General features: G+C 65.3%; 13 protein-coding genes. 9 read left to right on the forward strand and 4 right to left on the reverse strand.

Annotated elements, in window-relative coordinates:
- The first annotated feature begins 73 nt into the window (after window positions 1-73).
- From cpdA to CCOS191_RS02860, 7 genes are all read left to right on the forward strand, one after another.
- Window positions 74-877: a 3',5'-cyclic-AMP phosphodiesterase gene (gene cpdA / locus CCOS191_RS02830; RefSeq protein ID WP_046853981.1), complete on the forward strand. Its 804-nt coding sequence runs from the start codon at window positions 74-76 to the stop codon at window positions 875-877.
- Between the two features lie 110 nt (window positions 878-987).
- A complete protein-coding gene (locus CCOS191_RS02835) occupies window positions 988-1,596 on the forward strand; it encodes a YqiA/YcfP family alpha/beta fold hydrolase (RefSeq protein ID WP_046857678.1) in 609 nt (202 codons plus the stop codon).
- 33 nt (window positions 1,597-1,629) lie between these two features.
- Complete coding sequence (parE, locus tag CCOS191_RS02840; protein WP_046853982.1) at window positions 1,630-3,534, forward strand: DNA topoisomerase IV subunit B; 1,905 nt, start codon at window positions 1,630-1,632, stop codon at window positions 3,532-3,534.
- Window positions 3,531-4,517: an esterase-like activity of phytase family protein gene (locus CCOS191_RS02845; RefSeq protein ID WP_046853983.1), complete on the forward strand. Its 987-nt coding sequence runs from the start codon at window positions 3,531-3,533 to the stop codon at window positions 4,515-4,517. Before parE ends, CCOS191_RS02845 begins: the two co-directional genes overlap by 4 nt.
- Window positions 4,514-5,032 (forward strand): retropepsin-like aspartic protease family protein, encoded by a 519-nt coding sequence (locus CCOS191_RS02850; protein WP_046853984.1) that lies wholly within the window; start codon window positions 4,514-4,516, stop codon window positions 5,030-5,032. Before CCOS191_RS02845 ends, CCOS191_RS02850 begins: the two co-directional genes overlap by 4 nt.
- A gap of 10 nt (window positions 5,033-5,042) precedes the next feature.
- Complete coding sequence (parC, locus tag CCOS191_RS02855; RefSeq protein WP_023631342.1) at window positions 5,043-7,301, forward strand: DNA topoisomerase IV subunit A; 2,259 nt, start codon at window positions 5,043-5,045, stop codon at window positions 7,299-7,301.
- Between the two features lie 176 nt (window positions 7,302-7,477).
- On the forward strand, window positions 7,478-8,188 hold the full coding sequence (locus CCOS191_RS02860) for a PqiC family protein (RefSeq protein ID WP_038706898.1): 711 nt from the start codon (window positions 7,478-7,480) through the stop codon (window positions 8,186-8,188).
- A 193-nt stretch (window positions 8,189-8,381) separates the two neighbouring features.
- Here CCOS191_RS02860 and CCOS191_RS02865 read toward each other — a convergent pair whose 3' ends face one another.
- Window positions 8,382-9,833: a histidine kinase gene (locus CCOS191_RS02865; RefSeq protein ID WP_046853985.1), complete on the reverse strand. Its 1,452-nt coding sequence runs from the start codon at window positions 9,831-9,833 to the stop codon at window positions 8,382-8,384.
- A 135-nt stretch (window positions 9,834-9,968) separates the two neighbouring features.
- Between CCOS191_RS02865 and serB the strand changes: the two genes are divergently transcribed.
- Window positions 9,969-11,183 carry a phosphoserine phosphatase SerB gene (gene serB / locus CCOS191_RS02870; RefSeq protein ID WP_046853986.1) on the forward strand — a complete coding sequence of 405 codons (1,215 nt, stop codon included), beginning with the start codon at window positions 9,969-9,971 and terminating at the stop codon, window positions 11,181-11,183.
- A gap of 161 nt (window positions 11,184-11,344) precedes the next feature.
- Here the strand turns inward: serB and asd are convergent, their stop codons facing one another.
- The 3 genes from asd to CCOS191_RS02885 are packed head-to-tail and all read right to left on the reverse strand — an operon-like array spanning window position 11,345 to window position 14,608.
- Window positions 11,345-12,208, reverse strand: a complete 864-nt coding sequence (asd, locus tag CCOS191_RS02875) for an archaetidylserine decarboxylase (RefSeq protein WP_046853987.1) — start codon at window positions 12,206-12,208, stop codon at window positions 11,345-11,347.
- A 9-nt stretch (window positions 12,209-12,217) separates the two neighbouring features.
- Window positions 12,218-13,027, reverse strand: coding sequence for a thiosulfate sulfurtransferase (gene rhdA, locus CCOS191_RS02880; protein ID WP_046853988.1), 810 nt, complete (start codon window positions 13,025-13,027; stop codon window positions 12,218-12,220).
- A gap of 45 nt (window positions 13,028-13,072) precedes the next feature.
- Window positions 13,073-14,608, reverse strand: a complete 1,536-nt coding sequence (locus CCOS191_RS02885; protein WP_046853989.1) for an HDOD domain-containing protein — start codon at window positions 14,606-14,608, stop codon at window positions 13,073-13,075.
- 130 nt (window positions 14,609-14,738) lie between these two features.
- Here CCOS191_RS02885 and motA point away from each other — a divergent pair, with 130 nt between their 5' ends.
- The gene (motA, locus tag CCOS191_RS02890) at window positions 14,739-15,590 is read left to right on the forward strand and encodes a flagellar motor stator protein MotA (RefSeq protein WP_023630652.1); all 852 of its coding nucleotides are present in this window, start codon (window positions 14,739-14,741) and stop codon (window positions 15,588-15,590) included.

Consider the following 15,590-nt stretch of genomic DNA (forward strand, 5'->3'; position numbering starts at 1 on the left):
GTCGGTTTCGAGTATTTGCTCGAAAGCGATCCGCCGCCATAATCCGTGCTGAATCCGTTCGAGGAGACGGCCGTTGCCGCAACCACTTTCACCCCCGTCACCTGTCCATGTGGTGCAACTGACCGATGCCCATCTGTTTGCCGACCCGGCGGGCACCTTGTTGGGCCTCAATACCCGCGCAAGCCTTGGGCACGTGGTCGGCCAGGTTCGCCGCGAACAACCGCGCATCGACCTGCTGCTGTGCACGGGCGATCTTTCCCAGGATGCCAGCGTCGAATCCTACGCGGCCTTTCGCGAGCTGACGTCGACGCTCGGCGCGCCAGCGCGCTGGCTGCCGGGTAACCATGACGAGGCGCGGGTCATGGCCGAGGTGGCGCCGGAACTGGTGCAGGCAGTGACCGATATCGGCGCCTGGCGCATCGTCATGCTCGACTCGGCAGTGGTCGGTGCCACCTTCGGTCTGTTGGCCGATGACCAGTTGGTCGTGCTGGACCAGGCGCTGAACGGTGCGGGCGAGCGTCATTGCCTGGTGTGCTGCCATCACCAGCCGGTGGATATCGGTTGTGCCTGGATCGCGCCGATCGGACTGCATAATGCTGATGAGCTGTTGCGGCGTCTGCGCAGTTATCCACAGGTGAAGGCGCTGCTGTGGGGGCATATCCACCAGGAATGGGACGAAGTGCGTGACGGCATCCGTTTCCTTGCCACGCCTTCGACCTGCATCCAGTTCGCGCCGCGCAGCGAGGACTTCAAGGTGAGCGAGGAACAGCCGGGTTACCGCTGGCTTCGTCTGCATGCCGACGGGCGGTTGGAGACCGGGGTGGAGCGGGCGCGGGATTTCGTGGTGAAGCTGGATTTCGATAGCCCCGGCTACTGAAGGGCTGCGCAGCTGCCCCTGTCATTTGAAGAATTTGTTGCGAAAATCCCCAGGCTGCGCCAATGACCATCGAACACGCTACACTGCGCGTCTTTGCGTCCGGGGGCAGCATGTCGGGTTCCATCCTCTATATCCATGGCTTCAACAGCTCGCCGCTGTCGACCAAGGCACGCCAGCTCGAAGCGGTGATGCAGCAGCTCGGCCTGGCCGAGCAACTGCGGGTCCCGGCCCTGCACCATCATCCACGCCAGGCGATCGCCCAACTGGAGACGGCGATCGCCGAGCTCGGCGCGCCCTTGCTGGTCGGCAGCTCACTCGGCGGCTACTATGCCACCCACCTGGCCGAGCGACACGGGCTCAAGGCGCTGTTGATCAACCCGGCGGTGGCCCCGCACAAGCTGTTCGACGGTTACCTCGGCACCCAGCGCAACCTCTATACCGACGAAGCCTGGGAGCTCACCCACGACCACGTGGACGCCCTGGCCGAACTGGAAGTGCCGGCACCGCAGGATGCCGCCCGCTATCAAGTGTGGTTGCAGACCGCCGATGAAACCCTGGACTATCGCCAGGCCGAGCGCTACTACCGCGCCTGCGCCCTGCGTATCCAGGCCGGTGGCGACCACAGTTACCAGGGCTTCGCCGAACAGCTGCCGGCCCTGCTGGCGTTCGCCGGCATTGCCCGCGGGCAGTACGCGGCGCTGGACTTTTCTGTATTTTGACTTTTGCATTCACCAGACTGACGACGAGAATCCATGGCCAATCCCAGCGCTAGCGCCTATAACGCAGACGCCATCGAAGTCCTCTCGGGCCTTGACCCGGTCCGCAAGCGGCCGGGCATGTACACCGACACCAGCCGGCCCAACCACCTGGCCCAGGAAGTCATCGACAACAGCGTCGACGAAGCCCTTGCAGGCCACGCACGGTCGGTGCAGGTCATTCTGCACGCCGACCACTCGCTGGAAGTCAGCGACGATGGCCGCGGCATGCCGGTGGACATCCACCCCGAAGAGGGCGTTTCCGGTGTCGAGCTGATCCTCACCAAGCTGCACGCCGGCGGCAAGTTCTCCAACAAGAACTATCAATTCTCCGGCGGCCTGCACGGCGTCGGCATCTCGGTGGTCAACGCCCTGTCGAGCCAGGTCCGCGTGCGCGTCAAGCGCGACGGCAACGAGTACCAGATGACCTTCGCCGACGGCTTCAAGGCCAGCGAGCTGGAAGTGGTCGGTACCGTCGGCAAGCGCAACACCGGCACCAGCGTGTACTTCAGCCCCGATCCGAAGTACTTCGATTCGCCGAAGTTCTCCATCAGCCGCCTCAAGCACGTGCTCAAGGCCAAGGCGGTATTGTGCCCGGGGCTGTCCATCAGCTTCGAGGACAAGGGCACCGGCGAGAAGGTCGAGTGGCACTACGAAGACGGTCTGCGCTCCTACCTGGTCGATTCGGTCAGCGAGTTCCAGCGCCTGCCAGACGAGCCGTTCTGCGGCAGCCTGGCCGGTAACAAGGAGGCCGTGGACTGGGCCCTGTTGTGGCTGCCGGAAGGTGGCGACAGCATCCAGGAAAGCTACGTCAACCTGATCCCCACCGCCCAGGGCGGCACCCACGTCAACGGCCTGCGCCAGGGCCTGCTGGACGCCATGCGCGAGTTCTGCGAGTTCCGCAACCTGCTGCCGCGCGGGGTCAAGCTGGCCCCCGAGGACGTCTGGGAGCGCATCAGCTTCGTGCTCTCGATGAAGATGCAGGAGCCGCAGTTCTCCGGCCAGACCAAGGAGCGCCTGTCGTCCCGCGAGGCGGCCGCGTTCGTTTCCGGCGTGGTCAAGGACGCCTTCAGCCTGTGGCTCAATGCCCACCCTGAACTGGGCATGCAGCTGGCGGAGCTGGCCATCAGCAACGCCGGCCGGCGCTTGAAGGCGAGCAAGAAGGTCGAGCGCAAGCGCATCACCCAGGGCCCCGCATTGCCGGGCAAGCTGGCCGATTGCGCCGGCCAGGACCCGATGCGCGCCGAGCTGTTCCTGGTCGAGGGTGACTCGGCCGGTGGCTCGGCCAAGCAGGCGCGGGACAAGGAGTTCCAGGCCATCCTGCCGCTGCGCGGCAAGATCCTCAACACCTGGGAGGTCGATGGCGGTGAAGTCCTGGCCAGCCAGGAAGTGCACAACATTGCCGTGGCCATCGGCGTCGACCCGGGCGCAGCCGACCTCTCGCAGCTGCGCTACGGCAAGGTCTGCATCCTCGCCGACGCCGACTCCGACGGCCTGCACATCGCCACACTGCTGTGCGCGCTGTTCGTCCAGCACTTCCGCCCGCTGGTCGAGGCCGGGCACGTGTACGTGGCCATGCCGCCGCTGTACCGCATCGACCTGGGCAAGGAGATCTACTACGCCCTGGATGAAGCCGAGCGTGACGGCATCCTCGACCGGCTGGTGGCCGAGAAGAAGCGCGGCAAGCCGCAGGTCACCCGATTCAAGGGTCTGGGCGAGATGAACCCGCCGCAGCTGCGCGAAACCACCATGGACCCGAACACCCGGCGCCTGGTCCAGTTGACCCTGGACGATGTGCAGGGCACCACCGAGATCATGGACATGCTGCTGGCCAAGAAGCGTGCGGGCGATCGCAAGAGCTGGCTGGAGACCAAAGGCAACCTGGCCGAGGTCCTGGTTTGATTCGTCCGTTGCTCCTGGCCTGCCTGGCGTGGTTTGCCCTGCAGGCCCAGGCCGGCGACTGGCCGCAGCTCAAGCTCAGCGCCGAGCATGCGGTCGATGGCATGCGCGGCGGCAACCTGTCGGGCCTGGCCTGGTGCCGTGGGGCGCTGTGGGCGGTGTCTGACCGCGATGACGACCGGATCTACCGCCTGGATCAGGAGGGGGCGACGTGGCAGGCCCAGCCACTGACCTTCACCCCGCCTGCGGCGCCCGATACCGGCCTGCCCTGGGGGCTCAAGTCGCGCAATTGGGCGGCGTCCTACATCCGCGGCGGCGAGCTGGATTTCGAGGGCATCACCTGCGATCAGGCCGGCAACCTCTATATCGTCAGCGAGGCCCACGCTGCCGTGCTGCAGTTGCCGGTGGACGGTGAACCGGACTGGCTGAAAATCGACCAGGCCATGGTGCGCCAAGCGCGGGCCAGCGGCATGTTGCTGCATTTCAACGCGCTGTTCGAGGGGCTGGCGATCAACCCGGCGGGCGATCGCCTGTGGTTGGCCGCCGAGCGCGAGCGCCGTGGCCTGCTCGCGGTGCAGCGCCAGCAGTCGGTGTGGAACTGCGGGCGCGGCTGCGTGCTGCTCAGCGAGGCGGGTGTCGAGATGCAGCCGCCGCAATTTCCCGAGGCACGCCCGGTATCACGTGACTTTGCCGACCTGGCCTGGTTCGAGGGCAAGCTGTTCACCCTCGAGCGCAATGCCTACCGCATTTGCCGACGGGATGCCGACACGGGCGCCGTGGAGCGCTGCTGGTCGTTCGCCGCTGACGCCCTGACGGAATCGCGGCGTTACTCGCAGCCCTACGGCTTGGCCGAGGCGCTGGTGATCGACAAGGGCGGTGCCTGGATCGGCGTGGACAACAACGACCGCCCACGGGTGGATGGTGAAACACGGCCGATCGTCTGGCGCTTCGACGCGCCGCAGGGCGGCTGGAGCGCCAGGCCATGAACCAGCCAGCGGGCAAGCGCGCGGGCAGGGTATTGATGATTGTCGCCTGGGCGGCGGCGATGTTCCTTGCCACGCGCTTTTTCGGCCAGTGGGAAGAACGTCAACAGAACCCCAACAGCGTGGTGCAGAGCGAGCAGGGCGACGGCTTCGTCGAGGTGCGCCTGCTGAGCAACGGCCAGGGCCATTTCGTCGCCGATGGCGCGATCAATGGGCGACGGGTGCACTTCATGCTCGACACCGGCGCCACTGACGTGGCGATCCCCGAGGCGCTGGCCCGCGACCTGGACCTGGCGCGTGGCGCCGCGGTGCAGTTGAGCACCGCCAATGGCCGTACCCAAGGCTACCGCACGCGGCTCGACAGCCTGCAACTGGGCGATATCCACCTGCGCGACGTACGCGCGCTGGTGGTGCCCGGCCTGGATGGCCAGGGCGTGCTGCTGGGCATGAGTGCCCTGAAACAACTTGAATTTACCCAGCGCGGCGGCACCATGCTGCTGCGCCAGAACCTGAAATGACGAGGCCCGCATGAGCGACTCACTCGAACTCAGTCTCGACGGCGTCGAACGCCGTTCCCTGGCTGACTTCACCGAACAGGCCTACCTCAACTACTCCATGTACGTGATCATGGACCGCGCCCTGCCGCACATCGGCGACGGCCTCAAGCCGGTCCAGCGACGCATCGTCTATGCCATGAGCGAGTTGGGGCTCGATGCCGACTCCAAGCACAAGAAATCGGCGCGTACCGTCGGTGACGTGCTCGGCAAGTTCCACCCCCACGGCGATTCGGCGTGCTACGAGGCCATGGTGCTGATGGCCCAGCCGTTCAGCTACCGCTACACCCTGGTCGACGGCCAGGGCAACTGGGGTGCGCCGGACGATCCGAAGTCGTTCGCTGCCATGCGTTACACCGAGGCGCGCCTGTCGCGCTACTCCGAGGTGCTGCTCACCGAATTGGGCCAGGGCACCGTCGACTGGGTACCGAACTTCGACGGCACCTTGCAGGAGCCGGCCGTGCTGCCCGCGCGTCTGCCGAACATCCTGCTCAACGGCACCACCGGCATCGCCGTGGGCATGGCCACCGACGTGCCGCCGCACAACCTGCGCGAAGTGGCCAGCGCCTGCGTGCGCCTGCTCGACGAGCCCAAGGCCACCATCGAGCAGCTCTGCGAGCATATCCAGGGGCCGGACTATCCGACCGAAGCCGAGATCGTCACCCCGCGCGCCGATATCCAGAAGATCTACGAGAGCGGCAAAGGCTCGATCCGCATGCGTGCGGTGTACCGCATCGAGGACGGCGACATCGTCGTCACCGCGCTGCCGCACCAGGTCTCCGGCGCCAAGGTGCTCGAGCAGATCGCCGCGCAGATGCAGGCCAAGAAACTGCCGATGGTCGCCGACCTGCGCGACGAGTCGGACCACGAGAACCCTTGCCGCATCGTCATCATCCCGCGCTCGAACCGTGTGGATGCCGCCGAGCTGATGCAGCACCTGTTCGCCACCACCGACCTGGAGAGCACCTACCGGGTCAACGTCAACATCATCGGCCTCGACGGCCGTCCGCAGCTGAAGAACCTGCGGGCGCTGCTGCTGGAGTGGCTGGAGTACCGCATCGGTACCGTGCGGCGTCGTCTGCAGCACCGCCTGGACAAGGTCGAGAAGCGCCTGCACCTGTTGGAAGGCTTGCTTACCGCGTTCCTCAACCTGGATGAAGTGATCCACATCATCCGCACCGAGGAGCACCCCAAACAGGCCTTGATCGCCCGTTTCGACCTGAGCGAGATCCAGGCCGACTACATCCTCGAGACCCGCCTGCGTCAATTGGCGCGTCTGGAAGAGATGAAGATCCGCGGCGAGCAGGACGAACTGCTCAAGGAACAGAAGCAACTGCAAGCGCTGCTGGGCAGCGACAGCAAACTGCGCAAGCTGGTGCGCAGCGAGCTGATCAAGGACGCAGAGACCTACGGCGACGACCGCCGCTCGCCGATCGTCGAGCGCGCCGAGGCCAAGGCCTTGTCGGAAAACGAGCTGATGCCGACCGAGCCGGTCACCGTGGTGCTGTCGGAGAAGGGCTGGGTGCGCTGCGCCAAGGGCCACGATATTGATGCCACGGGGCTTTCGTACAAGGCTGGCGACGGCTTCAAGGCCGCCGCCGCCGGACGTTCCAATCAGTTTGCCGTGCTCATCGACTCCACCGGCCGCAGCTACTCGCTGGCCGCCCACAGCCTGCCGTCGGCCCGTGGCCAGGGCGAGCCGCTGACCGGCCGCCTGACCCCGCCACCGGGCGCCACATTCGAGTGCGTGCTGCTGCCGGAAGACGATGCCCTGTACGTTGTGGCCTCCGACGCCGGCTACGGTTTCGTGGTCAAGGGCGAGGACCTGCAGGCCAAGAACAAGGCCGGCAAGGGCCTGCTCAGCCTGCCCAACGGCGCCAAGGTGATGACCCCGCGTCCGGTGGCCGATCGCGAGCAGGACTGGCTCGCAGCGGTGACCACCGAGGGTCGCCTGCTGGTGTTCAAGGTTGCCGACCTGCCGCAGCTGGGTAAAGGCAAGGGCAACAAGATCATCGGCGTGCCGGGTGATCGGGTGGCCAGCCGCGAGGAATACGTGACCGATCTTGCGGTGATCAGCGAGGGCTCGACCCTTGTATTGCAAGCTGGCAAGCGTACCCTTTCGCTCAAGCCGGATGATCTCGAGCACTACAAGGGCGAGCGGGGTCGCCGTGGTAGCAAATTGCCACGTGGTTTCCAGCGCGTCGATGGGTTGCTGGTGGAAACCCCGGCTTGAGTGGATGGGCCGTCTGTTGCGGCGTTTTCGACGCCGCTTCGGGCGGAAATGCTGGAGTCGGGCGACTATTTCGCGGATGATAGGGCCCTCGTTGGCGCCGGCGTGGCCGAGTGCCCGGATGAATCTACATGAGTATCACTGCGGTCAGTCTGGTGACGACCGCCTGGATGGGATGAATGAAATTTCTGCGCCTTCCATTTGCGCTGCTGATGACTGGCTTGCTGGGCCTGAGCGGGTGCAGCATGCACCAGCCGGTTGCCCTGTATCAGCTCGACAGCGGTGATCCCGGCCAGCCGACCCAGGCTGCGGGCATGGCGGTGGTGCTTGGCCCGGTATCGGTGGCCGACTACCTGCAACGCGAAACCTTTTTGCAGCGTCAAACCGATGGCAGCCTGACTGCGGCGACCGACGGTCGCTGGGCCGGCAGCCTTTCGTCGGATATTGACCAATTGCTGGTACGTCAGCTGGCCTGGCGCCTGGACAGCCAACGCGTGGTGCTGGCGCCGGCAAGTGCCGGCTTCACGCCGGACGTGCAGGTGCTGCTGTCGATCACCCGCCTGGACTCGGGCAAGAACCAGCCGGCGATCCTCGATGCGCAGTGGCGCGTGCTGGACCGCCGCGGCCAGGTGCGTGACAACCGTATCGTCCACCTCGAACAGCCCCATGCGGGCAGCGAGTCGGCGCAGGTTCAAGCCCAGGGGCAATTGCTGCAGAAGCTGGTCGAACAGCTGAGCACCACGGTCAAGCCGCTGGCCAACCAACCGGCCATCGCCGAGGAAGCGCCACGCAAGCCGGCCGCGCCGGTGCAGGTGAAGAAAGAGCCGGAAAAGCCGAAGATTCCGATGGCATCGCCGATTCGTACCGATATGGAAGTGTTCCGCTTCTGATATGACAGACATGAAAAAGCCCGCAGCGATGCGGGCTTTTTTGTGGCCTTCGAGAATGCTGGGGGCGCTTTGCGCCCCTTTCGCCGCGGTTCGTCGCTATGACAAGCCGCCTCCCACAAAGAGCAGACCATGTACCTGTGGGAGCCGGCTTGCCGGCGAAAGGGCTGCGCCGCAGCCCCAGGCGTGCCTCAGGTCAGGCGCGGCGCTCGTGCATCCGCGCCAGTTGGCGCTCCAGCATGGACGGGTAAGGCTCCATCAGGCGCTCGACACAGCACGCGCCCTCAGGACTGGCAATCGGCCGAATACGCGCACGCTGGCGCACCAGGGTGTCATCGCTGATGCGCCGCTCGACCAGCAGCAGGTTGCGGCTGTGCTGCGACAGGGCCAGCGCGTCCTGGGCTTGTTCGGTCATCAGCAAGTCGACCTGATCCATGCCCTGCAGGTCGTCGGCCAGCACCAGGCCCAGCTGCAGTTGCAGGGTGATGCCGCTGTCGGCTACCTCGATCTGCAGGGCGTGGCCCAAGGCACGCAGCAGCTCGCCACAGCAGATGGCGTTGGTGAGGTAGTCCTCGCCGCTGTCACGGCTGTGGAACAACAGCAGAGTGCTGCCGTCGTTCAAGGTATGGACTTCCCCTTCGTACAGCGAGGCAGCCTGGTCCAGGCAGTCGCGGTAGCGCTCCAGCAGTTCGGTCAGGCGAGTGCGTGGCAGGCGGCGCAGTTGCTCCTGGGAGCCCAGTTGCACGGCCAGCACGGCGCTGGACTGCGGTTCATCGGACTCGGCGATGGCAGGCTTGGCCGGGGCGCTCTGTTCATCCATCAGATCGGCGAAGGCATCATCGTCATCGTCGTGATCGGGTGCCAGCGCCGCGACCTTCGTACGTGGCGCGGCCTTGGGAGCGGGCACGTCATCGAAATCGTCTGCCTCGTCCTCTTCCTCCGGCTCCGGTGGTGGCGGCGGGGCGAGACGAGCGTGCAGTTGGCGGGCCAGATCGCCGATTTCGTCCTGGCGGTCGATGCCCGGTGTGTAGGGGTGCGGATCACGCAACCACACTCGCAGTTGCAGCAGCGGGGTGGAGATGAAACGACCCAGGCGCAGGCTGAGGGTCAGTGCCAGGGCCAACAGGATCGCGGCAAGGATACCCATGCTCTGCAGGCTGATCAGCATCGGTTGCTGGAACTGGCTCATGTCCAGGCTGATGCGCAACTGGCCGGCGGTCACGTCCTGGAAGGTGATCTTGGTCTGGTAGACGCCCTCGGTTTCGCCCAGCAAGCTATTGCGTGGGCGCTGGCCGGCCTCGGCGAGGATGCGGTTGTCCACGCTGTAGATGGCGGCATGGGCCACCAGCGGGTTCTTCACCAGGTTGCCGAGCAGCACGTTGAGGCTGAGGATGTCGTTGGACACCAGCAGCTCGGTGGCCGATGTGGCCGTTTGCGTGGTCAGGCTCTGGCCAACGGCATCGGCCTGCTCGTGCATGGCCTGCTTGAACTGCAAACCCATCACGCAGGCATAGATCACCAGGGCCAGGGCCACCAGGAAGATGTTATGGCTGGCAATGCGCAGGGCCAGTGGGATTCGGCGCTGGCTGAGGGCTCGGTAGATCATCAGGAAGAAGTTATCGGGTTTAACGGGCGTGGGCCGGTTCACAGAGCGCGGCTCTTCATGGCGAGAAAGTTGCTGGGCAGTATAGCGATACGTGTTTTGTCGGCAAAGTAGCGTTGGCGCCCGATGGTCATGGAAAATCGGTAGAATGCGCATTTTTCATCGAGTTGGAGCCCGGTCTTGCGCGAAATCGTCCTGATCAACATCACTGGTGAAGACCGTCCAGGTCTTACCGCGGCCATCACCGGCGTCCTGCTCCAGGGCGGTGTGAACATTCTCGACATCGGCCTTGCGGTCATGCACGGCACGCTGTCGTTCGGCATCCTGGTCGACATCCCCGACAACGAGGTGGCCACCGCGCTGCTGCAGAGCGTACAGGGCAAGGCCCATGAGCTGAACCTGCAGGCGCGCTACACGCCGATCTCCGAGGCCGACTACCAGCACTGGGCCGACAGCCAGGGCGAGGCCCGCCACATCGTCACCCTGCTCAGCCGCCGGGTCACGCCACAACAGTTGCAGCGGGTTAGCGCCATCATCAGCCAGTACGGCCTGACTATCGAGCGCATCGAGCGCCTGTCGGCCCGCGTGGCGCTGGATGCCCAGGTCGAGAAGGGCAAGTCCGCGCTGGAAATCTCCGTGCGTGGCGAAGCCAGCGACGCCCAGGCCCTGCGCGCCGACTTCTTCGCCCTGTCCGAAGAGCTGAACATCGATATCGCCTTCCAGCGTGACGACCTGTTCCGCCGCAACCGCCGCCTGGCGGTGTTCGACATGGACTCGACGCTGATCGAGGCTGAAGTCATCGACGAGCTGGCCAAGGCTGCCGGTGTCGGTGAACAGGTGGCGGCGATCACTGAGCGCGCGATGCGTGGCGAGCTGGATTTCCGGGCCAGCTTCAAGGAGCGCATGGCGCTGCTCAAGGGCCTGGACGTGGGCGTACTGGACCAGATTGGCGCCTCGCTGCGCTTGACCGAGGGTGCCGAGCACCTGTTCGCCGAGCTCAAGCGCCTGGGCTACAAGACTGCGATCCTTTCCGGCGGCTTCACCTACTTCGCCAAGCAGGTACAGGCGCGCCTGGGCATCGACTATGTATTCGCCAACGAGCTGGAAGTGGTGGACGGCAAGGTCACCGGCGTGGCCGTCGAGCCGATTGTCGATGCGCAGCGCAAGGCCGATCTGCTGCAGCAACTGGCCAGTGAAGAGGGCCTGCAGCTTGAGCAGACCATTGCCGTGGGCGATGGCGCCAACGACCTGCCGATGCTGTCCCTGGCCGGCCTGGGTGTAGCGTTCCGCGCCAAGCCGCTGGTGCGTCAGTCGGCCAAGCAGGCAATCTCGACCCTGGGCCTGGATGGTGTGCTGTACCTGCTCGGCGTACGCGATCGCGAAGCGCGCGGTTGATCTTGAGCCCTGGGGCTGCGCTGCAGCCCTTTCGCCGGCAAGCCGGCTCCCACAGAGGTTTGCGTTCTTACTGTGGGAGCCGGCTTGCCGGCGATGGACCGCGTAGCGGACCCAATGAAAAAGGCCCTGCTGAGCAGGGCCTTTGTTGTTGCAGCAGTCAATCAGGCCTGGGTCGGTTGCGCCAGTAGCTCACCCATGCGCACGGCGGAGCCGGCACCGAGGCTCTCGGCCCACTTCACCTGCTCTGGCCCGAACAGCACGATGGCGGTGGAGCCCAGCTTGAAGCGGCCGAGCTCGGCGCCTTTCTCCAGATGGATCGGCGCACGGCTGGCGTCGTCATAGCGGAAGGTCTTCAGCTCGCGCTTCGGCGGCGTGACCAGGCCGGCCCAGACGGTCTCGATTGAGGCGACGATCATCGCGCCGACCAGCACCACGGCCATCGGCCCGCGCTCGGTGTCGAACAGGCAGACCACGCGCTCGTTGCGGGCAAACAGCTCCGGTACGTTCTCTGCGGTGGTCTGGTTGACCGAGAACAGCCGGCCCGGCACGTAGACCATTTCGCGCAGGGTGCCGGCCAGCGGCATGTGCACGCGGTGGTAGTCCTTGGGCGACAGGTAGATGGTGGCGAACTCGCCGCCCATGAACGGCGCGGCCAGGGCCGGGTCGCCGCCCAGCAGCTCCAAAGCGCTATAGCCGTGGCCCTTGGCCTGGAAGATGCGGCCGTGCTCGATCGGGCCGAGCTGGCTGACCGCGCCGTCGGCCGGGCAGAGGATCGCGCCGGGGGTCTCGTCCAGCGGGCGGGCGCCGGGCTTGAGGGCACGGGTGAAGAACGCGTTGAAGTGCTCGTAGGCGCTGAGGTCTTCGACCAGTGCCTCGGACATGTTCACCTGGTAGCGCTTGGCGAACCAGGCGGTGAAGGCGTTCTTGAACCAGCGTGCGCGGCACTCGGCGACGCAGCCGGCCAGCCGCGACAGCAGGTGGTGCGGCAGCAGGTACTGGCTGATGATGAACAAGCGGGATTTCATTGAGCGTCCTTAAACTTCGACGGGCGTGTCGGGGTGGTTGCCCCATTCGCCCCAGGAACCGGCATAGCCCTTCACCCGTGGATAGCCGAGGGCCTTGGCCACGAGGTAGGTGAAGCCGGAGCGGTGGTGGGTCTGGCAGTGGGTGATCACTTCCTTGTCGGGGGTGATGCCAAGGTTTTGCAGGACTTCGGCGATGTCCTTGCGGATGCGCAGGTGGTCGTTGAGGTCCATGCCGGCGGTCCACTCGAAGTTGATCGCGCCGGGAATGTGCCCGCCTTTGGCGGCCAGCACTTTCTCGCCGCTGTATTCCAGTGGCCCGCGGGCATCCCAGATGACCAGGTCGGCGGCGCCCAGGCGGCTTTGCAGGTATTCGCGGGTGGCGGTGGGCTCCGGGTGCAGTCGCAGGTTCACCGCCCCGCCCATGGTGGCGGGCACTTCGGTGGACAGTTTGTCCGCCGGCCAGGCCTGTATGCCGCCGTTCAGGTAGTGGTAGCGCTGGTGGCCAATCACGTCGAGCAACCAGATGAAGCGGCCGGCCCAGCCGCCTCCTTCGTCGTCGTAGACCACATAGACCGCATCGTCGCGATGACCGAGTTCGGCGAACAGCTTCTCCAGGTCGGCGCGTGCCGGCAGCAGGCCAGGCGCCGGTGGTTGCCCCAGCTGGGTGCGCTTGGGATCGACGAAGCGTGCCCCGGGGATGTGGCCGCTGCCATAGCGGTTGGCGCTGGTCAGGTCGACCAGGATCAGTTGCGGCGATTCCAGGCGCGGCAGCAGGTCCTCGGCTTCGATCACCAGGGGCAAGCCGGAAAAGTCAGTCATCCACGGTCTCCAGGGTGCAAAGGGGGCGATTGTAGCGCAAGGCAATCATGAATGGCGGTTGCCGAAGAGGGCCAGGGCACGCTCGATGCATTGCACGGTTTTACCGAATGCCTGCACGCTGACGTCGGCCAGCGGTTTGCCGTCCTGGTCCGCCACCGCCAGCATCAGCACCTGGTCGCCGACCGCCAGCGAGCGCAGCAGCAGGTGTTCGCTGCGGAAGAATGCGCGCAGTGGTGCTGGCAGCAGCGCGGTGAACTGGGCGTGATTCTCGGGCGTCAGACGCAATTGCCCGGCCTTGCTCATCAGTTTCTGCAGGAGTTTGTTCTGCGCGATCGGCAACGCAATGACGCTGGCTTCCTTGGGCAGCCCCGCAGTCTGCTGCACCCGCAGGTAGTCGGTAGCCTTGTCCAGGCTCAGCAGCATCAGGCGCTGCATGCCGCACGCCAGCAGCGCTTCGCGGGCCTGGGTGGCCAGGTGCACGGTGTTGCTGAACGGGCTCGGCTGGGCGAGCAATTCCTGGCACAACCTGCGCCAGCGACCGAGGTCCTCGGTGCTGGGCGGTGGCGGCGTGAGCATGTCCGGGTGCGGGCGGCGCTGGTGCCAAGGCCAGATCAGCGCCTCGGCCGGGTGGAACAGGGCATGCCGGGCGTGATGGCGGGCGCTGGCCGCGGCCTGCTGGTGAACCTGCTGCTGCACATCGTCCAGCGAGGTCTGCAGATAAAGGGCGGTAAGCAACTGCCAGCGCAGCAAATGCGGATTGTCCCAGCCAACCTGGGCGGCCAGGGCAAGGCCGTTGGCCAGCAGCACGGTATTCGGGGGCTGGTTGAACCAGCGACGCAGGGCCGGCTCTTCGTCCAGGCGCTGTTGCTGGACCAGCGGGTCCTGTTCGCGGGCGATGTTCAGCACCTGCGCCAGCTGTTCGCGCTCGTCCATCAGCAGGCGGTAACCCTGGGTCACCCACTCGGGCAGGCGCCAGTGCTCGGCCATGGCCTGGCACAATTGCATGATGCGCACGCCGAATAGTTGCTGCTCGACTTCAGCAGCGTCCTCGCCCTTGTGGATAACGCGCAGCTCCCAGGTGTCCAGCAGCTTGGGGTAGGCCAGGGCCAGGGGCCACAGGGGCGAGAGGAACAACAGGCTGCCCCAGTGGATTTCCTGCCACAGGCGCGCCAGACGGCTGGCGAACAGGCCGTTGGCCTGCTGGGTGGCATGCTGGCTGATCAGCAGGAACTGGCGCAGCACCGGCGGGATCTCGTCGGCCGGCAGCGATGGCAGGCGTGCCAGCAGTTGGCTGACGCGGGCCAGGCCAAGGCGGTTAAGGGCTATTTCCAGGCTCTCGGCCGGTTCGGCCTGGCTGGCGTTGGCCGGGTGGTTGGCCTCGCGCAGCACGCAGAGCACCAGCGCAGGGCTGTCCTGCATCAGTTCGGCGATATCGCGCAGGGAGCGACGGCTGTCGTTGATGGCCTGCAGCACGCGATCATGGCTCTCTTTCGGCACCGGTACGCGGACACCGTCGAGCAGCTTGATCCAGGCCTCTAGACTCGACGGCGCCTGACTTGGCACCTTGGTTTCAATTGGCATATTGACATCAGTCCGAACTGGCTTTTCGCAATGAGTGGCTATAGTCTGGCGCAGTTCTGCCGATAAGTAGAAGAAGAGTTTTCAAGCTTCCGTTCCCTATCCTGACCACGACAGCAAGTGCTTCCAACTTATGGCTAAAATTATCGGCATCATCGTCGTATTCGCGAGCGTGCTCGGCGGCTACGTGCTTTCCCACGGCAAGATCGCGGCACTGATCCAGCCGTTCGAAGTGCTGATCATCGGCGGCGCGGCCTTTGGTGCGTTCCTCCAGGCCAACCCTGGTTACATGACCATGCATGTAATCAAGAAGTCGCTGAAGATGTTCGGCACCCGTTTCACCCACACCTTCTACCTGGAAGTGCTGGGCCTGGTGTACGAGATCCTCAACAAGAGCCGTCGTGAAGGCATGATGGCGATCGAAGGCGACATCGAGGACGCCGCAGCCAGCCCGATCTTCGCCAAGTACCCTGCGGTGCTGGGCGACGAGCGCATGACCGCGTTCATCTGCGACTACCTGCGGATCATGTCCACCGGCAACATGGCGCCCCACGAGCTCGAAGGCCTGTTCGACATGGAACTGCTGAGCATGAAGGAAGAGCTCGAGCACCCGTCCCACGCAGTGACCGGGATCGCCGACGGCATGCCCGGCTTCGGTATCGTCGCGGCGGTACTGGGTATCGTGGTGACCATGGCCTCGCTGGGTGACGGTGACCAGAAGTCCATCGGCCTGCACGTTGGTGCGGCGTTGGTCGGTACCTTCTTCGGTATTCTTGCTGCCTACGGCTTCTTCGGCCCATTGGCCAACGCCCTGCGCCACGATGCCAAGGAAGAGCTGAACGTCTACGAGGCGATCAAGGCCTCGCTGGTGGCCTCGGCTTCCGGCATGCCGCCGTCGCTGGCGGTCGAGTTCGGTCGCAAGGTGCTGTACCCGGCGCACCGCCCGAGCTTCGCCGAGCTGGAACAAGCAGTACGCGGTCGCTAA

The sequence above is a fragment of the Pseudomonas sp. CCOS 191 genome (assembly GCF_001007005.1).
GTDB lineage: Bacteria > Pseudomonadota > Gammaproteobacteria > Pseudomonadales > Pseudomonadaceae > Aquipseudomonas > Aquipseudomonas soli.